This window comes from Paracoccus sp. pheM1 (genome assembly GCF_018499825.1).
GTDB lineage: Bacteria > Pseudomonadota > Alphaproteobacteria > Rhodobacterales > Rhodobacteraceae > Paracoccus > Paracoccus versutus.
This window is the reverse complement of sequence record NZ_JAGXCX010000002.1, coordinates 462,178-481,609: the sequence shown is the minus strand read 5'-3', so window position 1 is coordinate 481,609 and position 19,432 is coordinate 462,178. Positions and strand designations below refer to the sequence as shown.

The following is a 19,432-nucleotide window of genomic DNA, read 5'->3' as shown; positions in this document are numbered from 1 at the left end:
GGGTTGCGCCGCAGGGTCGCGGCGGCACGGCCCGGACGCGCCATCCCGGCCAGGGTAGAGAAAACCGTCCCATGAGCAAGGCGGAGCAGGCGGCGGCGCCCCCGCCTGCCCGGCCCTTATTCGGAAAGCACCTTGTCCAGCGCCGCCTGCGCATCGCCGCCGTTGGCGGCGGTGACGCCCGCGATCCAGGGCTGCGCCGCTTCCGGGTTGGTGCGGAGCCATTTCAGCGCCGCCTCGGCCGGCTGCATGCCGTCGTTCAGGATCAGGCCCATGACCTCGTTCTCCATGGGCAGGGTGAATTCCAGGTTCTGCAGGAACTTGCCGACGTTCGGGCAGGTCTCGGCATAGCCGGCGCGGGTATTGGTATCGACGCGCGCGCCGCCGAAATCGGGGCCGAAGACCTCGTCCCCGCCGGCCAGGTAGGTCATCTGGAACTGGCTGTTCATCGGATGCGGCTCCCAGCCCAGGAAGACGACCGGCTTGCCGGCGGCCTCGGCGCGCGCGACCTGCGCCAGCATCCCCTGTTCGCTGCTTTCGACGACCTCGAAGGTGCCCAGGTCGAACTTGTTCTCGGCCACCATCTCCAGCAGCAGGCGGTTGCCGTCGTTGCCCGGCTCGATGCCGTAGATCTTGCCCTCCAGCGCGTCCTTGTGCGCGGCGATCCCGGCGAAATCGGCGATGCCCAGGTCGGCCGCGGCCTTGTTCGTCGCCAGCGTGTATTTCGCCCCGGTCAGGTTGGTGCGCAGGATGTCCACGGTGCCCGCCTCGCGATAGGGGGCGATGTCGGCCTCCATCGTCGGCATCCAGTTGCCCAGGAACACGTCCACGTCGTCGGTGGACAGCGCCGTATAGGTCACGGGCACCGACAGGATCTTGGTTTCGGTCTGATACCCCAGCGCCCCCAGCACGGTCGAGGCCAGCGCGGTGGTGGCGCTGATGTCGGACCAGCCCACGTCCGAGAAGACGACCTTGCGGCACTCCATCGGCTCTTGCGCCGCAGCGATGCCGGCCGTGGCGAGCGAGGCGACCAGCCCGGCGGCAAGAGCTGCGGAAGTGCGGCGAAATGTCATCTTTATCTCCTAGGTTCGTTGACGGGTGATGTGATTAAGGCTTTCATTGATTGACGAGTCAATCAATGATCGGCCAGATACGGGTCTCTTGCACGAATTTTCCAACGGAATTGCACCATGGTGTCCTGTCATGCCCAAGCTTGGCGCTGAACCTATCCGAAAAGCGGCGCTGATCAACGCCGCGATTGCCACGGTGGGCCGGGCGGGCTCGCTGGACGTCACCGTAGCGCAGATCGCGCGCGCGGCGGGCATGTCCTCGGCGCTCGCGCATCACTATTTCGGCTCGAAGGAGCGGATCTTCCTGGCGGCGATGCGGCATATCCTGGCGCAATACGGCGACTCGACCCGTGCTGCGCTGCGCGGGGCCGAAACGCCGCAGGAGCGGCTGCGCGCCATCATCGCCGCCAGTTTCGACGGCGCCAATTTCGAACATGACACCATCGCGGCCTGGCTGAACTTCTATGCGCTGGCGCTGGTCGAGCCCGAGGCGGCGCGGCTGTTGCGGGTCTATCACCGCCGGCTCGCCTCGAACCTGCTGACGGCCTTGCGCCCGCTGGCCGGGGCGGGGGCCGAGCCCATCGCCCGCACGCTGGGGGCGCTGATCGACGGGCTTTACCTGCGCGCGGCGCTGTCCAACGAGGCCGATGCCGCCGCCGCCGAACGAACCACGCTGGACTATCTGGAAAAGGTGCTGCCATGAGCCATGACGCGCAACCGCCGGCAAGCCTTTACATCGACGGCGCCCATGTCGAGGGCGAGGGCGCGGCGCTGCCGGTGCATTACCCCTATGACGGCGCGGTGATCGCGCGGCTGCGCGAGGCGTCCCCGGCGCAGGTGGCGCAGGCGACCGCCGCCGCTGCCGCCGCGCAGCCGGCCTGGGCGGCGCTGCGCCCGGTCGAGCGCGGCCGGGTGCTGGTCCGGGCGGCGCAGATCATCCGCGAACGGGGCGAGGAACTGGCGCGGCTGGAGACGCTGGACACCGGCAAGCCGATCCAGGAGACGCGGGTGGCCGACTGGCCCTCGGGCGCCGATGCGCTGGAATATTTCGGCGGGCTGGCGCCGACCGTCACCGGGCAGATGATCCCGCTGGGCGGCGATTTCGTCTATACGATACGCGAACCGCTGGGGGTCTGCGCCGGCATCGGCGCCTGGAACTATCCCAGCCAGATCGCCTGCTGGAAGGCGGCGCCTGCCTTGGCCATGGGCAATGCCATGGTCTTCAAGCCCAGCGAGGAAACCCCGCTGGGCGCCCTGAAGCTGGCCGAGATCCTGGCCGAGGCCGGCTTGCCGGCCGGCATCTTCAACGTGGTGCAGGGCCGTGGTGCGGTCGGTGCGGCGCTGGTGACGGATCCGCGCGTGGCCAAGGTGTCGCTGACCGGCTCGGTCGCGACCGGGCAAAGGGTCTATGCCGCGGCGGCCGAGGGCATGCGGCATGTGACGATGGAACTGGGGGGCAAGTCGCCGCTGGTCGTCTTCGACGACGCCTCGCTGGAGGATGCGGTCGGCGCGGCGATGCTGGCGAATTTCTATTCCTCGGGCCAGATCTGCTCGAACGGGACGCGGGTCTTCGTGCAGCAGGGCATCCTGCCCGCCTTCCTGGACCGGCTGGCCGAGCGGGTGGCCAGGATCAGGATCGGCGATCCGCTGGACGAGGCGACCCAGCACGGCCCCATCGTCAGCCCAGGCCAGGCGGCGAAGATCCGTGCCGCCATCCAACGCGGATGCGACGAGGGCGCGCGGCTGGTCTGCGGCGGACCGGGCGAGGGCGCCTTCGTGCCGCCGACCGTCTTTGCCGATGCCTCGGATGACATGTGGATCGTGCGCGAGGAGATCTTCGGCCCGGTCATGTCGGTGCTGGGTTTCGCGACCGAGGAGGAGGCCGTCGCCCGCGCCAATGCCTCGCCCTATGGGCTGGCGGCGGGGGTGTTCACCCGCGACCTGGCGCGCGGCCACAGGGTCGCGGCGGCCTTGCAGGCCGGGACCACCTGGATCAACGCCTATAACCTGACCCCGGTCGAGGCGCCCTTTGGCGGCGTCAAGCTGTCGGGGATCGGGCGCGAGAACTCGGCCGCGGCCATCGAGCATTATTCGCAGCTGAAATCGGTCTATGTCGGCATGGGAGGCGTCGATGCGCCCTATTGATCGGCGCCGCGCCGGCAGCACGGTCGGCATGGGTATTTGGACAACGAAGAAGCCCGCCAGGGCGATGCAGGGGAGGCAGGCGTGATCCCGGATTATGTGATCGTCGGTGCCGGCTCGGCCGGCTGCGCGCTGGCTTACCGGCTGGTGATGGCCGGCAAGCGCGTGGACATCGTCGAATATGGCGGCAGCGATGTCGGGCCCTTCATCCAGATGCCGGCGGCGCTGTCTTATCCGATGAACATGCGCCGCTATGACTGGGGGTTTTCGTCCGAGCCCGAGCCGCATCTGGGCGGGCGGCGGCTGGTCACGCCGCGCGGCAAGGTGGTCGGGGGGTCGAGTTCGATCAACGGCATGGTCTTCGTGCGCGGCCATGCCAGGGATTTCGACTTCTGGGCCGAGAGCGGCGCCAGCGGCTGGGCCTATGCCGACGTGCTGCCCTATTTCAAGCGCATGGAGACCTCGCATGGCGCGGTCAGCGACTATCGCGGCAGCGAGGGGCCGCTGCATGTGACGCGCGGCTCGCGCAAGAACCCGCTGTTCGACGCCTTCATCCGCGCCGGGCGCGAGGCCGGCTATCCGACGACCGAGGATTACAACGGCGCCCGCCAGGAAGGCTTCGGCGCCATGGAGGCGACGATCTGGGAGGGGCGGCGCTGGTCGGCCGCCAATGCCTATCTGCGCCCGGCGCAGGAGACCGGGCTGCTGCGGCTGCGGCGCGGGCTGGCGCGGCGGGTGGTCTTCGAGGACGGCCGCGCCGTGGGCGTCGAGGTCGGCAACACCCGCGGCATCACCGTGTTCCGCGCGCGGCAGGAGGTGATTCTTTCGGCCAGCTCGATCAATACGCCGAAGCTTCTGATGCTGTCGGGCATCGGCCCGGCCGGGCATCTGCGCGCGCATGGCATCGAGATCCTGGCGGACCGGCCGGGCGTGGGCGCGAATCTCCAGGACCACCTGGAGGTCTACATGCAATATACCGCGACCCAGCCGGTCACGCTCTACAAGCACTGGAACCTGTGGGGGAAGGGCTCGATCGGGGCGCAATGGCTGGCGACGGGGACGGGCCTCGGGGCCTCGAACCAGTTCGAGAGCTGCGGCTTCATCCGTTCGGCCGCCGGGGTGGAATACCCGGATATCCAGTATCACTTCCTGCCCTTGGCCGTGCGCTACGACGGCCGGGCGGCGGCCGAGGGGCACGGCTTCCAGGTCCATGTCGGGCCGATGCGGTCGAAGTCGCGCGGCACGGTGCGGCTGAAATCCGCCGATCCCAAGCAGGCGCCCGAGATCCGCTTCAACTACATGTCGCATCCCGACGACTGGGCCGAGTTCCGCGCCTGCGTGCGGCTGACGCGCGAGATCTTTGCCCAGCCCGCCTTCGCCGCCTACAAGGGCCACGAGATCCAGCCCGGCGAGGGCGTGGTGAGCGACGACCAGATCGACGCCTTCATCCGCGACCATGCCGAGTCGGCATTCCACCCCTGCGGCACGGCGCGGATGGGCGCGGCCGACGACCCCTTGGCGGTGGTCGACCCGGAACTGCGGGTGATCGGGGTCGAGGGGCTGCGCGTCGCCGACAGCTCGGTCTTTCCGCGCATCACCAACGGCAACCTGAACGCGCCCTCGATCATGACCGGCGAGAAGGCCGCCGATCACATCCTGGGCGCGGGGATGCTGGCGCCGCTGAACCTGGGGCCGGAAATGGCGCCGGATTGGCAGATCGCCCAGCGTTCCGCCTAGTTCAGGAATCCTTGGGGTTTTTCAGCAGGTCGGCAAGCCCGGCGAAGGGCTTGCGCGCCTCTTCCTCGGGCGGGGGTTCGGGGGCGTCGAGCGCCGCGCCCTCGGCCCGCGGGTAAAGCGGCAGCGCCAGCGCCAGCGCCTCGGTCATGATCGCCTCGATGTCGATGAACTGGCCCAGGGGCTCCAGATCCTCGTCCGGCATCTCGACCTCGTCGCCTTCGGGCGTGCCGGCATGGGGCGAAAAGACGCGGTGCAGGGATTCGCGCAATTCGGTCTCGACCGGGGCCAGCGTCACCACGCAGGGCTGCACGACGCGGGCCGAAAGCGTCCCCGTCACCTCCCAGGCGTCGCTGGCCACGGCGCGGATGCGGCCGGAAAAATCCAGCCGGGGCAGGGCGATCAGCCCCAGCTCCGCCGCCAGCGCCCGGCGGGCGGGTGCGGCGGGGGCCAGCGCGAAATCGGTCGGCTGGCGCGGGTTCAGATGGGCCACCCGGAACCGGGTCTGCGGGGCTTTGGAATCGGTCATCGGTGGCCTTTCGCGGGCAAAACCGCCCTTGGTCTGGATATTCTTGAGCGTGGGGCATGAGTTTGCTAAGCCGGTCGCGCGGCGTCAACAGGCGCGTAAGAGGGCAGAGAAAAGATGAAGATTTCCCGGCGGCAGCTCATGGCTTTTGCACTGGCCGCACCTCTGGGCCTTTCCGCCTGCCAGGCCACCTATCGCAACCACGGCTATATCCCGCCCGAGGAGCAGCTGGCCCAGGTCGTCGTCGGCCAGACCCCCCAGGCCGAGCTGGAAGGGCTGATCGGCCGGCCTTCGGCGCAGGGGCTGCTGACCGGCTCGGCCTGGTATTACGTGGGCTCGCGCTGGCAGTTCTACGGCCCGCGCGAACCGCGCGAGATCGACCGCCAGGTGGTCGCCATCAGCTTCGCCGAAAGCGGCGTGGTCAGCAATGTCGAGCGTTTCGGGCTGGAGCGCGGGCAGGTCGTGGTGCTGTCGCGCCGCGTCACCGATACCGGCGTGACCAGCCTTGGCCTGATCCGCCAGCTTCTGGGCAATGTCGGCCGCGTCCAGGCCGGGGATTTCCTGGGCGATTGATCGGGGTGGGGCGGGGCGCCTTGTCGGGCGTCCCCTTTCGCGGCTTGGCCGCCCTTCAGCCCGGCTCCGGCACGAAGCGCAGCGCCACGCCGTTGATGCAATAGCGCAGGCCCGTCGGCGGCGGGCCGTCGGGGAAGACATGGCCCAGATGCGCGTCGCAGCGGTGGCAGCGCACCTCGGTGCGGATCATGCCGTGGCTGGTGTCGCGATGCTCGTCGATGTCGCCCGCCGGGCTGGGGCGGGAAAAGCTGGGCCAGCCGCAATGGCTTTCGAACTTGGCGTCGCCCTCGAACAGCCGGGCCCCGCAACAGGCGCATTCGTAATGCCCCGGCCCCTTGGGAAAGCCCGGATGCGAGAACGGCCGCTCGGTCCCCGCCTGCCGCGTCACGCGATAGGTTTCGGCGTCCAGCGCTGCCCGCCATTCCGCGTCGCTCTTGATGATCCGTTCCGACATCTTGGCCCTTCAATCCTGCCATGCTGCTGTTACAAGATAGGCGCAGTATGGATGTTAACAAGTCGGAGCGGGCCGGTTTACGGGCCGGGCGGGAACGCCATGATTTCACTCAGCAAGGGCCGTTACCAGGTCGGCTTTGCCGAAGGCCCCGCAGAGATCCGCGAGGCGCAGCGGCTGCGCTGGCTTTGCTTTCTGGGCCGGCGCGGTGCGGGCGCGGGGGATGGAGCGCCGCCGCTGGATGCCGACGATTACGACGACCGATGCAGCCATGTGCTGATTCGCGACAAGGCCGGCGGCAGGCTGGTCGCGTGCTTTCGCATGCTGACGCTGACCTGCGGCGCCCAGATCGGCGACAGCTATTCCGCGCGCCATTACAACCTGTCGCGGCTGCGCGACTTTCGCGGCCCCATGGTCGAGATCGGCCGCTTCTGCATCCACCCGGAATGGCATGACCCGGACATCCTGCGCCTGGCCTGGGGCGCGCTGGCGCGGCATGTCGACGACGCGCGCATCGAGATGCTGTTCGGCTGCTCCAGCTTTGCCGGCACCGACATCCACGGCTACGAGGACGCGTTCGCCATGCTGCGCGAGCGGCATCTGGCGCCGAAGCGCTGGCTGCCGCGGGTCAAGGCGCCGCAGGTGTTTCGCTTTGCCCGCGCGCTGCGGCTGCGCAAGGCGGACCCGCGCCGGGCGATGGCGGCGATGCCGCCGCTTCTGCGCTCATACCTCGCCATGGGGGGCTGGGTCAGCGACCATGCGGTGGTGGATCGGCAGATGGATACGCTGCATGTCTTCACCGGGCTGGAGATCCGGGCCATTCCCCCGGAACGGGCGAAACTGTTGCGCGCGGCCGGGGCGTAAGGGCGGCTTTGCATCCGCCGGCGAAACCCCCTATCTGCGCAGGCATGAGCGACAGATTCCAATTCACCGTCCACGCCACCGACGGCCGCGCCCGCAGCGGCGTGATCCAGACCCCGCGGGGCGAGATCCGCACCCCCGCCTTCATGCCCGTGGGCACCGCCGCCACGGTCAAGGCGATGCTGCCCGAATCGGTCCGCGCCACCGGCGCCGACATCCTGCTGGGCAACACCTATCACCTGATGCTGCGCCCCGGCGCCGAACGCATCGCCCGGCTGGGCGGGCTGCACAAGTTCATGAACTGGCCGCGCCCGATCCTGACCGATTCGGGCGGCTTCCAGGTCATGTCGCTGGCGGGCCTGCGCAAGCTGACGGAAGAGGGCGTGACCTTCTCCAGCCATGTCGACGGCTCCAAGCACCACCTTTCGCCCGAGACCAGCATGGAGATCCAGCGCCTGCTGGGCTCGGACATCGTCATGGCCTTCGACGAATGCCCGGCGCTGCCCGCGACCCAGGAGGAGGTGGCGAAATCCATGCGCATGTCGATGCGTTGGGCCGAGCGTAGCCGCGACGCCTTCGGCGACCGGCCGGGACATGCGCTGTTCGGCATCATGCAGGGCGGCGTCACCCGCGAATTGCGCGAGGAATCGGCCGAGGCGCTGAAGGCGATCGGCTTCGACGGCTATGCCATCGGCGGTCTCGCCGTGGGCGAGGGGCAGGAGGCGATGTTCGGCGTGCTGGACTATGCGCCGGGCTTCTTGCCGCAGGACAAGCCGCGCTACCTGATGGGCGTGGGCAAGCCCGACGACATCGTCGGCGCGGTGATTCGCGGGGTGGACATGATGGATTGCGTGCTGCCCTCGCGCTCGGGGCGCACGGGGCAGGCCTGGACCCGGCGCGGGCAGGTCAACATCAAGAACGCCCGCCATGCCGACGACTCGCGCCCGCTGGATGCCGATTGCAGCTGCCCGGCCTGCACCGGCTACAGCCGCGCCTATCTGCATCACGTCTTCCGCGCCGGCGAGATGATCTCGGGGATGCTGCTGACCTGGCACAACCTGCATTACTTCCAGGAGCTGATGGCCGGGCTGCGCGACGCCATCGCGGGCGGAACCCTGGCCGAGTTCGTTGCCCGATTCGAGGCAATGCGGGCACAGGGCGACATCGAACCGCGTTGAAACGCCGGGTCGTGCCTTGAATTTCGGCGAACCTTCGATAATCCCGAAGGGAATCGCCGGCGGAAGGACCGCCCCCTGAAGGAACCCTATGCCCGCAAAAGCAACGAACGATCAAAAGCCCGAGATCCGCACCCTGACCACCACGGCCGAACTGGCCGAGTTCTGCGCCCTGGCCAAGACCCAGCCCTATGTCACGCTCGACACCGAATTCCTGCGCGAGCGGACCTATTATTCCCGGCTTTGCCTGATCCAGGCCGCGCTGCCCCCGGCCTCGGCCGCGAAGGCGGCGGGGGGCTCGGCCGTGCTGATCGACCCGCTGGTCGAGGGGCTGTCGCTCGAGCCGCTCTACGACCTTTTCCGCCACAAGGCGACGGTCAAGGTGTTCCATGCCGCGCGGCAGGATCTGGAGATCTTCTTCCACGACGCGGGCGTGATGCCCGATCCGCTGTTCGACACCCAGATCGCCGCCATGGTCTGCGGCTTCGGCGAGCAGGTCGGCTACGAGACGCTGGTCAAGAAGATCGCGCGCCAGCCGCTGGACAAGTCGTCGCGCTTTACCGACTGGTCGCACCGGCCGCTGTCGGATGCGCAGGCGGCCTATGCGCTGGCCGACGTGACGCATTTGCGGGCGATCTACGAGTTCCTCTCGACGCAGCTCGACAAGACCGGGCGCGCGCCCTGGCTGGCCGAAGAGGTCGCGGTGCTTCTGAACCCCGAAACCTACATCACCCGCCCGGAAGAGGCGTGGGAGCGGGTGCGCACCCGCTCCGGCTCGCCCCGCTTCCTGGCCGTGGTGCGCGAGTTGGCGCGTTTCCGCGAGACCTATGCGCAGGAACGCGACATTCCGCGCGCCCGCGTGTTCAAGGACGACGCGCTGATCGAGCTGGCCTCGACCAAGCCGCTGTCCGAGGCCGACCTGGCCAAGTCGCGGCTGCTTCTGCGCGACGCACGCCGTGGCGAGATCGCCAATGGCATCCTTTCGGCCGTCAAGGCCGGGGTCGAGGCCAAGGATCTGCCCAAGCCCGCCCCCGACGAGCCGGGCCGGCCGGGCAATGCCGCGCTGGCGGAGCTGCTGCGGGTGCTGCTGAAGGCCAAGGCCGATGCGGCCGGGGTGGCGCCGCGGCTGATCGCCTCGGCCTCGGATCTGGACGCCATCGCCTCGGGCATGCGCGACCTGCCGGCGCTGTCGGGCTGGCGTGCCGAGGTCTTCGGCCGCGACGCGCTGCGGCTGGCGGCCGGCGAGATCGCGCTTTCGGCGCAGGGCGGCGCGGTCAAGGTGGTGCCGGTCGCGCCCTAGTCCTCTTCCCCCTCCGCCACGTCGCGGGCGGCGGGGCTGACCAGGACGCGAATCAGATACAGCACCACCATGGCCATGGCGGTGGCCATCAGCGCCAGGCGCAGGTCGCCGGTGCCGCAGCACAGGCCGATGGCGCCGCAAAGCCACATCGAGGCGCCGGTGGTGATGCCGCGCACATTGCCCTTGTTGATGACGATGGACCCTGCGGCCAGGAAGGCCACGCCCGCCGTCACCGCCTCGATCAGCCGCAGGGGGTCGGTGCGCTGCTGCTGCTCGTTCACCGGGCTGAAATCGACCAGTTCCATCGCCACCAGCGTGAAGCAGGCCGCGGCCAGCGCGATCAGCATATGGGTGCGCAGCCCGGCGGCGCGGGATTTCACCTCGCGCTCCCAGCCGATCACCCCGCCCAGCAGAACCGCCATGGTCAGCCGCAAGGCGACCACGCCGGCGGGCAGGCTCATGGGGCGCGAGAACTCGCCCGCCAGCATGTCCAGCATATTGTCACTTTCGAGACGCTTTTTCCTCGATCCCCGAACGCCCCTCGCGGCGGTCGAGTTCATTTTCCACGTCGGAAAGCGTCACGTCGCGTGCCGCCAGCATGACCAGCAGGTGATAAAGCGTGTCGGCGGCCTCGGAAATCAGCCGCTCGCGGTCGCCCTTGACCGCCTCGATGATCGCCTCGACGGCCTCTTCGCCGAATTTCTCGGCGCATTTCTCGGGGCCCTTGGCCAGCAGCTTGGCGGTCCAGCTGCTTTCGGGCTCGGCGCCCTTGCGCGCGGCGATGGTCCCGGCCAGGCGGTGCAGGCCGGTGGGCAGGGGATCGCTCATGTCAGCCGCACCGGGATGCCGGCGGCGGCCAGATGCTCCTTGGCCTCGCGGATGGTGAAGGTGCCGAAATGGAAGATCGAGGCGGCCAGGACCGCCGAGGCATGGCCCTCCAGCACGCCCTCGGCCAGATGCTCCAGCATGCCGACCCCGCCCGAAGCGATCACCGGGATGCCGACCGCATCGGCCACGGCGCGGGTCAGCGGGATGTTGAAGCCCGACTTGGTGCCGTCGCGGTCCATGCTGGTCAGCAGGATCTCGCCCGCGCCCCTGGCGGCGACGGTGCGGGCGAACTCCACCGCGTCGATGCCGGTGGGCTTGCGGCCGCCATGGGTGAAGATCTCCCACTTGCCCGGCGCCACGGTCTTGGCGTCGATGGCGCAGACGATGCACTGGCTGCCGAAGCGGTCGGCGGCCTCGGCGATCACGTTCGGGTCGGCGACGGCGGCCGAGTTGAAGCTGACCTTGTCCGCGCCCGCCAGCAGCAGGTCGCGCACGTCCTTGTGGCTGCGCACGCCGCCGCCCACGGTCAGCGGCACGAAGCAGGCCTCGGCGGTGCGCGTCACCAGGTCGTACATGGTGCCGCGATTCTCATGCGTGGCATGGATGTCGAGAAAACAGATCTCGTCCGCGCCGGCGGCGTCATAGGCGCGCGCCGCCTCGACCGGGTCGCCGGCATCGACGAGATCGACGAAGTTCACGCCCTTGACCACGCGGCCATCGGCGACATCCAGGCAGGGGATCACACGGGTCTTCAGCATGATGCCTTGTTACCTCGCCCCGCGCGCTCAGGCCAGCGCCTTCAGCGCCGCATGAAGGTCGATGGCGCCGTCGTAGAGCGCCCGGCCCGAGATCGCCCCGGCGATGACCCCGGTCGCGCGCAGCGCCAGCAGGTCCTGCATCGAGGAAACCCCGCCCGAGGCGATGACCGGAATGTTGACCGCCCGCGCCAGGGCCTCGGTCGCGGCGATGTTGGGGCCGGCCATGGCGCCGTCGCGGTCGATGTCGGTATAGATGATCGCGGCCACGCCCGCGTCCTGGAAGCGATGCGCCAGGTCGACGGCCATCACGTCGGTCTCCTCGGCCCAGCCGCGGGTCGCGACCCGGCCGTTGCGGGCGTCGATGCCGACGGCGATCTTGCCGGGGAAAGCCATCGCCGCCTCGCGCACCAGGTCGGGCTGCTCGACCGCCACCGTGCCCAGGATCACCCGCGCCAGCCCGCGTTCCAGCCAGGCCTCGATGGTCGCCATGTCGCGGATGCCGCCGCCCAGCTGGGCGGGCACGTCGATGGCGGCCAGGATCGCCTCGACCGCGGCGGCGTTGACCGGCTTGCCGGCGAAGGCGCCGTTCAGGTCGACCAGATGCAGCCATTCCGCCCCGGCATCCTGGAAGGCGCGGGCCTGCGCGGCGGGGTCCGAGCCGAAGACGGTCGCCGCCTCCATGTCGCCGCGCAGCAGGCGTACGCAATTGCCGTCCTTGAGGTCGATCGCGGGATAAAGGATCATCGCATCTCTCCTGATAGCGTGGCGCCCCTTTGCCACAGCCGGCGGCGGACCGAAAGGCCCCGGATCCGCCGGCCGCGACCTCACGTCAGGCTTGATCGGCGGCCCGGGGCGCGCCCATCCTGCGCCCCGGACCATAACCCTGGGGAGGGGGGAATCACCATGAGGACATTGGCTCTTGCCACGCTGCTCGCGCTTGCGGGCGCCACCGCGCAGGCCCAGGGCATCGGCGGCATCTTCCAGACCCAGGCCAATGACGACGGCAATGTCGGCATGGTCGAGTTCTACGACTGCGGCGGCAAGTATTGCGGCCGGCTGGTCAGAAGCTTCGACAAGGCGGGCAAGCAGATCAAGTCGCCCCATGACGGCAAGAACATCGTCGCCGGCATGGCCGACGAGGGCGGCGGCAAGTTCTCGGGCGGCACGATCTGGGATCCCGGCGCCGACAAGACCTACAAGTCGAAGATGCAGCTCGACGGCAAGACGCTGAACGTCTCTGGCTGCGTCGCGGTCTTCTGCAAGACGCAGCAATGGGTGCGGGTCAAATAGCCGCCCGGCTTCCGCTGCGGCTTTCTCCGTTTTCCAAATACTCCGGGGGACGCCTTTCAGGCCCCGTCGAGGGGCCTGAAAGGCGGGGGGCGGAGCCCCCGCCACCGCCCGTCACGGGCGCCAGCGCAGGAAGTTGCCGATGATGCGCAGCCCCACGGCCTGCGACTTCTCGGGGTGGAACTGGGTGCCGACGATGTTGTCCCGCCCGACCACCGCCGTCACCGGCCCGCCGTAATCGGCGGTCGCCAGCAGATGCGCGGGATCGGCGACCCGGAACTGCCAGCCATGCACGAAATAGGCATGGTCGCCCGTCGCGATCCCGTCGAGCAGCGGGTGCTGGCGCAGCACCCTGAGGTCGTTCCAGCCCATATGCGGCACCTTCAGGCCGGGCGCCCGGATCGCCTCGATCTCGCCGCCGATCCAGCCCAGTCCCGCGGTGTCGCGATATTCGTGCCCGATCTCGGCCAGCATCTGCATGCCGACGCAGATGCCCATGAAGGGCACGGCGCGGGCGATCACCGCCTCGTGCAGCGCCTCGACCATGCCCGGCACGGCGTCGAGCGCCGCCCGGCAGGCCGGAAAGGCGCCGTCGCCCGGCAGCACGATGCGATCGGCGCGCGCGACCTCGGCCGGGTCGGATGTCACCACCACCTCGGCCCCCGCCTCGCGCCCCATCAGCGCAAAGGCCTTTTCGGCCGAATGCAGGTTGCCGCTGTCGTAATCGACCAGCGCCACCCGCATCACAGCGCGCCCTTGGTCGAGGGCAGCACGCCCGCCATGCGCGGGTCGGGCTCGACCGCCTCGCGCAGGGCGCGGGCGACGGCCTTGAAGGCCGCCTCGGCGATGTGATGGGCGTTGAGCCCGTGCAGCCGGTCGACATGCAGCGTGATCCCGCCATGGGTCGCAAGCGCCTGGAAGAATTCGCGCACCAGCTCGGTGTCGAAGCCGCCGATCTTCTGCGCCGGGAAATCCACGTTCCAGACCAGATAGGGCCGCGCCGACAGATCCAGCGCCGCGCGCACCAGCGCATCGTCCATCGCCAGGTGGAAGGCGCCATAGCGGCGGATGCCCCGCTTGTCGCCCAGCGCCTGCGTCAGCGCCTGGCCGATGGCGATGCCGGTATCCTCGACCGTGTGGTGGTCGTCGATATGCAGGTCGCCCCTGGCCCGCACGGTCAGGTCGATCAGCGAATGCCGGGCCAGCTGGTCCAGCATGTGGTCGAAGAACCCGACGCCGGTCCGGTTGTCGTAGCGGCCGCTGCCGTCGAGGTCCAGTTCGACCTCGATCTGCGTCTCGGCCGTCTCGCGGGTGATCTTTGCGCGGCGCATCGCGTCTCTCTCCATCATGCAGGCTTGCCGCCTTATAGGGTCCGATCCGGCGGCTGAAAAGCCGATGCGGCGCCGCAGGCCCGGCGGGAAAACCCCGCCGCGTCCCGCCCGTCCTTGTCATATGGCCGGTGCAATGCGAAAAGTGGTGGGCGAGCCCCGAAGGACAAGCGACCCGAAAGGATCCTGGCCGATGAGAGATGATCTGAACGTCAGTGAAAAACGGCTGATCGCGGCCCTGGACCGCATCGACCAGTTCCTGGACCGTACCGCCGCGTCGCGGCATGCCCCGCAGCCCGTCCCGGCGGATGCGGAGGCCGCCTCGCAGCTGCACGAGCTTCAGGCCGAAAACCGCCGCCTTTCGCAAGAGCTTGCCGCCCTGCACGAGCGCCAGTCCGTCACGCTTTCGGACTGCGAGCAGAGGCTGGCAGAGGCGCATCGGCGCCTGGTCGAGGCCGGGGAGGAGGCCGCGCGGCTTTCGGCCGCCAACGAGGCGCTGGCCGAGGCCAACCGCGCCCTGATCGCGGCGCAGCAGGGGGACGGCGCGCAGGACGAGGCCCGCCGCGCGCTGGAGGCCGAGGTCGAATCGCTGCGCGCCGCCCGCGCGGCCGAGGTCGCGCAGATGGGCGAGATCGTCGATGCGCTGGACCGCATGATCGAGGCCCCCGCCCCCGCGGCGGGCGTTTCGGAGACGGCGCCGGCGCCGGACACGGCCGAGCATGCCGATGCGGCGCTGGACGAGGGAAGGGGTTGAACCATGGCGGAAGTGGATTTCTCGATCGGGCACAAGTCCTATACCCTGGCCTGCCAGGAGGGCGAGGAGCGGCTGCTCAAGCGCGCCGCCGGCCTGCTGGATGCCGAGGCGCGGGTGATTCTGGAACAGGCCGGCCGGATGCCCGAGCCGCGGCTTTTGCTGCTGTCGGGGCTGATGCTGGCCGACCGGACTTCGGCGCTGGAGGATCGCCTGGCCTCGCTGGAGCGCGAGCTGGCGCGGCTGAAGGCCAACCCGCAGCGCGTCGAGGTGCCGGTGGTGCCCGAGAGCCTGGGCGAGGCCATGGCGGAACTGGCCGCGCGGGCCGAGGCCCTGGCGCAGAAGGCCGAGGACCAGCTGGCGGACTGAGCGCCGGCGCCGCCGATCCCGGAGTATTTGCAAAACCGTGAAGGGGCGGGCTGCGGGGTGCGCGCCCGTGCCCCCTTTTGGCCGGTGCGGTCCTGGCTGTATAGCGCGGGCCGACCATCCATTCAGGAGCATTCATGGAACGCCTTCTCGAACGCAGCCTTTTCGCCAGCCGCTGGATGATGGCGCCGATCTATGTCGGTCTGGCGCTGTCTCTGCTCATCCTGCTTTGGGTCTTTGCGCTGGAGCTTTGGCATCTGATCGGCATCCTGCCGGTGATGACGGTCAACGATGCGGTGCTGGGGGTGCTGGCGCTGATCGACCTGAGCCTGGCGGCGAACCTCCTGCTGATCGTGATATTCTCGGGCTACGAGAATTTCGTCAGCCGCATGGACCTGAGCGAACACGAGGACCGGCCGGAGTGGCAGGGCGAGGTGGATTTCTCGGCGCTGAAGCTGAAGCTGGTGGCCTCGATCGTGGCGATCTCGGGCATCCACCTGCTGAAGGTGTTCATGGATGTCGGCAAATACGCCCCCGAGCAGATCCGCTGGATGGTGGTGATCCACCTGGTCTTCGTGATCTCGGGCGTGCTGCTGGCGGCGATGGACTGGATCGCGAGCCACGGCAAGACGCTGAAGAAGGCCAAGGCGTCCCAGGCCTGAGCCCTTGTGCCGGCTGCGCGGTCGCATGAGTATTTGGGGAACGAAGAAGGGCAGGGGCGGCGCATGATCGGCGGCGCCCCTTTTCGCTTTGGCGGATTTTTGGCCGGGCGGGCGGCGCGGACCCTTGCGACTTTGCCCGCCATGGCTATAACCCCGGACGATTTATCAGCCGCCAGCCCGAGGGACCGTCATGCCGAAGAGAACCGATATCAAATCCATCCTGATCATCGGTGCCGGTCCCATCGTCATCGGCCAGGCCTGCGAATTCGACTATTCCGGCGCCCAGGCCTGCAAGGCGCTGCGGGAGGAAGGCTACCGGGTCATCCTGGTCAACTCGAACCCCGCCACGATCATGACCGATCCCGAGATGGCGGATGCGACCTATATCGAGCCGATCACCCCCGAGGTGGTGGAAAAGATCATCGCCAAGGAGCGGCCGGACGCGCTGCTGCCGACCATGGGCGGGCAGACCGGGCTGAACACCGCCCTGGCGCTGGCCGACATGGGCGTGCTGAACCGCTACGGCGTCGAGCTGATCGGCGCGCAGCGCGCCGCCATCGAGATGGCCGAGGACCGCAAGCTGTTCCGCGAGGCCATGGACCGCATCGGGCTGGAGAACCCGCGCGCCACCATCGTCGCCGCGCCCAAGCATCCGAACGGCAAATACGACATCGCGGCCGGGGTCTCGATGGCCATGGAGGCGCTGGAGGAGATCGGCCTGCCCGCCATCATCCGCCCCGCCTTCACCCTGGGCGGCACCGGCGGCGGCGTCGCCTATAACCGCGACGATTACGAGCGCATCGTGCGCTCGGGGCTGGAAGCCTCTCCGGTGGCGCAGGTGCTGGTGGACGAGAGCCTGCTGGGCTGGAAGGAATACGAGATGGAGGTCGTGCGTGACCGCGCCGACAATGCCATCATCGTCTGTTCCATCGAGAACGTCGATCCGATGGGCGTGCATACCGGCGATTCGATCACCGTCGCCCCGGCGCTGACCCTGACCGACCGCGAATACCAGCGCATGCGCAACGGCTCGATCGCCGTGCTGCGCGAGATCGGGGTCGAGACCGGCGGCTCGAACGTGCAATGGGCGATCAACCCGCGCGACGGTCGCATGGTGGTGATCGAGATGAACCCGCGGGTTTCGCGCTCCTCGGCGCTGGCGTCCAAGGCCACGGGCTTCCCCATCGCCAAGATCGCCGCCAAGCTGGCCGTCGGCTATACGCTGGACGAGCTGGACAACGACATCACCCGCGTGACGCCGGCCAGCTTCGAGCCCTCGATCGACTATGTCGTGACCAAGATCCCGCGCTTCGCCTTCGAGAAGTTCCCCGGTTCCAAGCCCGAGCTGACCACGGCGATGAAATCCGTGGGCGAGGTCATGGCCGTCGGCCGCACCTTCCACGAATCGCTGCAAAAGGCGCTGACCTCGATGGAGAACGGGCTGACCGGGCTTGACGACATCGAGATCCCCGGCGCGCCCGACAAGGCGGCCATCGTCAAGGCGATCAGCCAGCAGACCCCCGACCGGCTGCGCCTGATCGCCCAGGCCATGCGCCACGGGCTTTCCGATGACGAGATCCAGCACGCGACCAGCTTCGACCCCTGGTTCCTGGCCCGGCTGCGCGAGATCGTCGATGCCGAGGCCGAGCTGTGCGCCCAGGGCCTGCCCGAGGATGCCGAGGGCCTGCGGCGGCTGAAGATGATGGGCTTTACCGATGCGCGGCTGGCGAAGCTTGCCGGCAAGGCCGAGGCCGAGGTTCGCCAGGCCCGCCGCGCCCATGACCTGCACCCGGTCTTCAAGCGCATCGACACCTGCGCGGCCGAGTTCGAGGCCCAGACCCCCTATATGTATTCGACCTACGAGGCCCCGGCGATGGGCGATGTCGAGAACGAGGCCCGGCCCAGCGACCGCAAGAAGGTGGTGATCCTGGGCGGCGGCCCGAACCGCATCGGCCAGGGCATCGAGTTCGACTATTGCTGCTGCCATGCCTGTTTCGCGCTGACCAAGGCCGGCTACGAGACGATCATGGTCAACTGCAACCCCGAGACGGTCTCGACCGATTACGACACCTCGGACCGGCTGTATTTCGAGCCGCTGACCCTGGAGCATGTGCTGGAGATCCTGGCGGTCGAGCAGGAGAACGGCACGCTGCACGGCGTCATCGTCCAGTTCGGCGGCCAGACGCCGCTGAAGCTGGCCAATGCGCTGGAGGAGGAGGGCATCCCGATCCTCGGCACCACGCCCGACGCCATCGACCTGGCCGAGGACCGCGAGCGCTTCCAGAAGCTGCTCAACGACCTGGGGCTGAAGCAGCCGATCAACGGCATCGCGCATTCCGACGCCGAGGCCATCGAGATCGCGCAGCGCATCGGCTTCCCGCTGGTCATCCGTCCGTCCTATGTGTTGGGCGGCCGCGCCATGGAGATCGTGCGCGACATGGACCAGCTCAACCGCTATATCCGCGAGGCGGTGCAGGTTTCCGGCGACAGCCCGGTGCTTCTGGACAGCTATCTCTCGGGCGCCATCGAGGTCGATGTCGATGCGCTGTCCGACGGCAAGACCGTCCATGTCGCCGGCATCATGGAGCATATCGAGGAAGCGGGCGTCCATTCCGGCGACTCGGCCTGCTCGCTGCCGCCGCATACGCTGGACGCCGCCACCATCGCCGAGCTGAAGGTCCAGACCGAGGCGATGGCCCGCGCGCTGAACGTCGTCGGGCTGATGAACGTGCAATTCGCGCTGAAGGACGGCGCGATCTATGTGCTGGAAGTGAACCCGCGCGCCTCGCGCACCGTGCCCTTCGTCGCCAAGGCCACCGACAGCGCGATTGCGTCCATCGCCGCGCGGTTGATGGCGGGCGAGCCGATGTCGAACTTCCCCGCCCGCGCGGCCTATCCCGAGGGCGTCGGCCCCGACGATCCGCTGCCCTTTGCCGATCCGCTGACGCTGGCCGATCCCAACACGCCCTGGTTCTCGGTCAAGGAGGCGGTGCTGCCCTTCGCCCGCTTCCCCGGCGTCGATACGCTGCTTGGCCCGGAAATGCGCTCGACCGGCGAGGTCATGGGCTGGGACCGCAGCTTCCCGCGCGCCTTCCTCAAGGCGCAGATGGGGGCGGGGACGCAGCTGCCCGAAGGCGGGCTGGTCTTCGTCTCGGTCCGCGACGCCGACAAGACCGCCGATCTGGCCGAGGCTGCGCGCGAGCTGACCGCCATGGGCTTCAAGCTGGTCGCGACCCGCGGCACGGCCGAGTTCCTGCGCGGTGCGGGGGTCGAGACCGAATTGGTGAACAAGGTCTATGAGGGCCGCCCGAACATCGTGGACCGGCTGAAGAACGGCGAGATCGCCATGGTGCTGAACACCACCGAGGGCGCCCAGGCCATCGCCGATTCGCGCGAGATCCGTGCGGTCGCGCTGAACGACAAGATCCCCTATTACACCACCGCCGCCGGCAGCATCGCCGCCGTCGCGGCGATCAAGTCGCGCGGCGAAGGCGAAGTCGGGGTAAGGTCGCTTCAGGCCTAGGACCGCTCTGGCCGGTTGGAGGAGGTCGGGGTGATTCCGCGCCCCGGTCCCGGCCGTCAGCCGGCACGGCATGGAAGGCTGGCGACCCGCCGGGCAAATG

General features: G+C 68.8%; 21 protein-coding genes. 12 read left to right on the top strand and 9 right to left on the bottom strand.

Going from position 1 to position 19,432, the window contains the following annotated elements:
- Positions 1–116: 116 nt before the first annotated feature.
- Positions 117–1,070, bottom strand: coding sequence for a choline ABC transporter substrate-binding protein (gene choX, locus KF941_RS16405; protein WP_214273952.1), 954 nt, complete (start codon positions 1,068–1,070; stop codon positions 117–119).
- 130 nt (positions 1,071–1,200) lie between these two features.
- On the opposite strand from choX, the gene betI reads away from it, so the two are divergent.
- From betI to betA, 3 genes are all read left to right on the top strand, one after another.
- Entirely contained in the window at positions 1,201–1,770 is a 570-nt protein-coding gene (gene betI, locus KF941_RS16400) for a transcriptional regulator BetI (RefSeq protein WP_116221094.1), read from the top strand.
- Entirely contained in the window at positions 1,767–3,212 is a 1,446-nt protein-coding gene (betB, locus tag KF941_RS16395) for a betaine-aldehyde dehydrogenase (protein WP_214273951.1), read from the top strand. Before betI ends, betB begins: the two co-directional genes overlap by 4 nt.
- Positions 3,213–3,293: 81 nt before the next feature.
- Entirely contained in the window at positions 3,294–4,946 is a 1,653-nt protein-coding gene (gene betA, locus KF941_RS16390) for a choline dehydrogenase (protein ID WP_214273950.1), read from the top strand.
- A gap of 1 nt (position 4,947) precedes the next feature.
- On the opposite strand, the gene KF941_RS16385 is transcribed toward betA, so the two are convergent.
- Positions 4,948–5,472, bottom strand: a complete 525-nt coding sequence (locus tag KF941_RS16385) for a DUF177 domain-containing protein (protein WP_214273949.1) — start codon at positions 5,470–5,472, stop codon at positions 4,948–4,950.
- Between the two features lie 138 nt (positions 5,473–5,610).
- Between KF941_RS16385 and bamE the strand changes: the two genes are divergently transcribed.
- Positions 5,611–6,042 carry an outer membrane protein assembly factor BamE gene (gene bamE, locus KF941_RS16380; protein WP_240540457.1) on the top strand — a complete coding sequence of 144 codons (432 nt, stop codon included), beginning with the start codon at positions 5,611–5,613 and terminating at the stop codon, positions 6,040–6,042.
- Positions 6,043–6,097: 55 nt separating this feature from the next.
- Here the strand turns inward: bamE and msrB are convergent, their stop codons facing one another.
- On the bottom strand, positions 6,098–6,496 hold the full coding sequence (gene msrB, locus KF941_RS16375) for a peptide-methionine (R)-S-oxide reductase MsrB (protein ID WP_036749485.1): 399 nt from the start codon (positions 6,494–6,496) through the stop codon (positions 6,098–6,100).
- 99 nt (positions 6,497–6,595) lie between these two features.
- Between msrB and KF941_RS16370 the strand changes: the two genes are divergently transcribed.
- The 3 genes from KF941_RS16370 (at position 6,596) to rnd (ending at position 9,829) form a co-directional block, all read left to right on the top strand.
- The gene (locus tag KF941_RS16370) at positions 6,596–7,357 is read left to right on the top strand and encodes a GNAT family N-acyltransferase (RefSeq protein WP_214273948.1); all 762 of its coding nucleotides are present in this window, start codon (positions 6,596–6,598) and stop codon (positions 7,355–7,357) included.
- A 44-nt stretch (positions 7,358–7,401) separates the two neighbouring features.
- The gene (tgt, locus tag KF941_RS16365; RefSeq protein WP_214273947.1) at positions 7,402–8,532 is read left to right on the top strand and encodes a tRNA guanosine(34) transglycosylase Tgt; all 1,131 of its coding nucleotides are present in this window, start codon (positions 7,402–7,404) and stop codon (positions 8,530–8,532) included.
- 124 nt (positions 8,533–8,656) lie between these two features.
- Positions 8,657–9,829 (top strand): ribonuclease D, encoded by a 1,173-nt coding sequence (rnd, locus tag KF941_RS16360; protein WP_036749739.1) that lies wholly within the window; start codon positions 8,657–8,659, stop codon positions 9,827–9,829.
- On the opposite strand, the gene KF941_RS16355 is transcribed toward rnd, so the two are convergent.
- Genes KF941_RS16355 through hisA form a run of 4 tightly spaced genes read right to left on the bottom strand, consistent with a single transcriptional unit; the run spans position 9,826 to position 12,159 of the window.
- On the bottom strand, positions 9,826–10,326 hold the full coding sequence (locus KF941_RS16355) for an MgtC/SapB family protein (protein WP_036749493.1): 501 nt from the start codon (positions 10,324–10,326) through the stop codon (positions 9,826–9,828). The genes rnd and KF941_RS16355 overlap by 4 nt on opposite strands.
- A gap of 4 nt (positions 10,327–10,330) precedes the next feature.
- A complete protein-coding gene (locus KF941_RS16350; protein ID WP_214273946.1) occupies positions 10,331–10,657 on the bottom strand; it encodes a phosphoribosyl-ATP diphosphatase in 327 nt (108 codons plus the stop codon).
- The gene (hisF, locus tag KF941_RS16345; protein ID WP_036749499.1) at positions 10,654–11,415 is read right to left on the bottom strand and encodes an imidazole glycerol phosphate synthase subunit HisF; all 762 of its coding nucleotides are present in this window, start codon (positions 11,413–11,415) and stop codon (positions 10,654–10,656) included. Before hisF ends, KF941_RS16350 begins: the two co-directional genes overlap by 4 nt.
- 27 nt (positions 11,416–11,442) lie before the next feature.
- Entirely contained in the window at positions 11,443–12,159 is a 717-nt protein-coding gene (gene hisA, locus KF941_RS16340) for a 1-(5-phosphoribosyl)-5-[(5-phosphoribosylamino)methylideneamino]imidazole-4-carboxamide isomerase (RefSeq protein ID WP_072460773.1), read from the bottom strand.
- A 159-nt stretch (positions 12,160–12,318) separates the two neighbouring features.
- On the opposite strand from hisA, the gene KF941_RS16335 reads away from it, so the two are divergent.
- Positions 12,319–12,705: a DUF2147 domain-containing protein gene (locus tag KF941_RS16335; RefSeq protein ID WP_036749504.1), complete on the top strand. Its 387-nt coding sequence runs from the start codon at positions 12,319–12,321 to the stop codon at positions 12,703–12,705.
- Positions 12,706–12,816: 111 nt separating this feature from the next.
- Here the strand turns inward: KF941_RS16335 and hisH are convergent, their stop codons facing one another.
- Together hisH and hisB are read right to left on the bottom strand one after the other, a co-directional pair.
- The gene (gene hisH / locus KF941_RS16330; protein WP_214273945.1) at positions 12,817–13,446 is read right to left on the bottom strand and encodes an imidazole glycerol phosphate synthase subunit HisH; all 630 of its coding nucleotides are present in this window, start codon (positions 13,444–13,446) and stop codon (positions 12,817–12,819) included.
- The gene (gene hisB / locus KF941_RS16325) at positions 13,446–14,033 is read right to left on the bottom strand and encodes an imidazoleglycerol-phosphate dehydratase HisB (protein ID WP_116221087.1); all 588 of its coding nucleotides are present in this window, start codon (positions 14,031–14,033) and stop codon (positions 13,446–13,448) included. Before hisB ends, hisH begins: the two co-directional genes overlap by 1 nt.
- Positions 14,034–14,223: 190 nt before the next feature.
- Between hisB and KF941_RS16320 the strand changes: the two genes are divergently transcribed.
- From KF941_RS16320 to carB, 4 genes are all read left to right on the top strand, one after another.
- Positions 14,224–14,784 carry a hypothetical protein gene (locus KF941_RS16320; RefSeq protein WP_240540456.1) on the top strand — a complete coding sequence of 187 codons (561 nt, stop codon included), beginning with the start codon at positions 14,224–14,226 and terminating at the stop codon, positions 14,782–14,784.
- A gap of 3 nt (positions 14,785–14,787) precedes the next feature.
- A complete protein-coding gene (locus KF941_RS16315; protein WP_024843277.1) occupies positions 14,788–15,150 on the top strand; it encodes a cell division protein ZapA in 363 nt (120 codons plus the stop codon).
- Between the two features lie 134 nt (positions 15,151–15,284).
- Positions 15,285–15,809, top strand: coding sequence for a TIGR00645 family protein (locus tag KF941_RS16310; protein WP_036749511.1), 525 nt, complete (start codon positions 15,285–15,287; stop codon positions 15,807–15,809).
- A 190-nt stretch (positions 15,810–15,999) separates the two neighbouring features.
- Positions 16,000–19,332, top strand: coding sequence for a carbamoyl-phosphate synthase large subunit (carB, locus tag KF941_RS16305; protein ID WP_214273944.1), 3,333 nt, complete (start codon positions 16,000–16,002; stop codon positions 19,330–19,332).
- The last annotated feature ends 100 nt before the right edge of the window (positions 19,333–19,432 follow it).

Coding starts and splice junctions, on each gene's coding strand:
- carB (WP_214273944.1), top strand. CDS start 16,000: ATGCCGAAGAGAACCGATATCAAATCCATCCTGATCATCGGTGCCGGT.
- bamE (WP_240540457.1), top strand. CDS start 5,611: ATGGCTTTTGCACTGGCCGCACCTCTGGGCCTTTCCGCCTGCCAGGCC.
- KF941_RS16350 (WP_214273946.1), bottom strand. CDS start 10,657: ATGAGCGATCCCCTGCCCACCGGCCTGCACCGCCTGGCCGGGACCATC.
- KF941_RS16315 (WP_024843277.1), top strand. CDS start 14,788: ATGGCGGAAGTGGATTTCTCGATCGGGCACAAGTCCTATACCCTGGCC.
- KF941_RS16320 (WP_240540456.1), top strand. CDS start 14,224: ATGAGAGATGATCTGAACGTCAGTGAAAAACGGCTGATCGCGGCCCTG.
- hisB (WP_116221087.1), bottom strand. CDS start 14,033: ATGCGCCGCGCAAAGATCACCCGCGAGACGGCCGAGACGCAGATCGAG.
- choX (WP_214273952.1), bottom strand. CDS start 1,070: ATGACATTTCGCCGCACTTCCGCAGCTCTTGCCGCCGGGCTGGTCGCC.
- KF941_RS16335 (WP_036749504.1), top strand. CDS start 12,319: ATGAGGACATTGGCTCTTGCCACGCTGCTCGCGCTTGCGGGCGCCACC.
- hisH (WP_214273945.1), bottom strand. CDS start 13,446: ATGCGGGTGGCGCTGGTCGATTACGACAGCGGCAACCTGCATTCGGCC.
- KF941_RS16310 (WP_036749511.1), top strand. CDS start 15,285: ATGGAACGCCTTCTCGAACGCAGCCTTTTCGCCAGCCGCTGGATGATG.
- betB (WP_214273951.1), top strand. CDS start 1,767: ATGAGCCATGACGCGCAACCGCCGGCAAGCCTTTACATCGACGGCGCC.
- KF941_RS16355 (WP_036749493.1), bottom strand. CDS start 10,326: ATGCTGGACATGCTGGCGGGCGAGTTCTCGCGCCCCATGAGCCTGCCC.
- tgt (WP_214273947.1), top strand. CDS start 7,402: ATGAGCGACAGATTCCAATTCACCGTCCACGCCACCGACGGCCGCGCC.
- betI (WP_116221094.1), top strand. CDS start 1,201: ATGCCCAAGCTTGGCGCTGAACCTATCCGAAAAGCGGCGCTGATCAAC.
- hisA (WP_072460773.1), bottom strand. CDS start 12,159: ATGATCCTTTATCCCGCGATCGACCTCAAGGACGGCAATTGCGTACGC.
- KF941_RS16370 (WP_214273948.1), top strand. CDS start 6,596: ATGATTTCACTCAGCAAGGGCCGTTACCAGGTCGGCTTTGCCGAAGGC.
- msrB (WP_036749485.1), bottom strand. CDS start 6,496: ATGTCGGAACGGATCATCAAGAGCGACGCGGAATGGCGGGCAGCGCTG.
- KF941_RS16385 (WP_214273949.1), bottom strand. CDS start 5,472: ATGACCGATTCCAAAGCCCCGCAGACCCGGTTCCGGGTGGCCCATCTG.
- hisF (WP_036749499.1), bottom strand. CDS start 11,415: ATGCTGAAGACCCGTGTGATCCCCTGCCTGGATGTCGCCGATGGCCGC.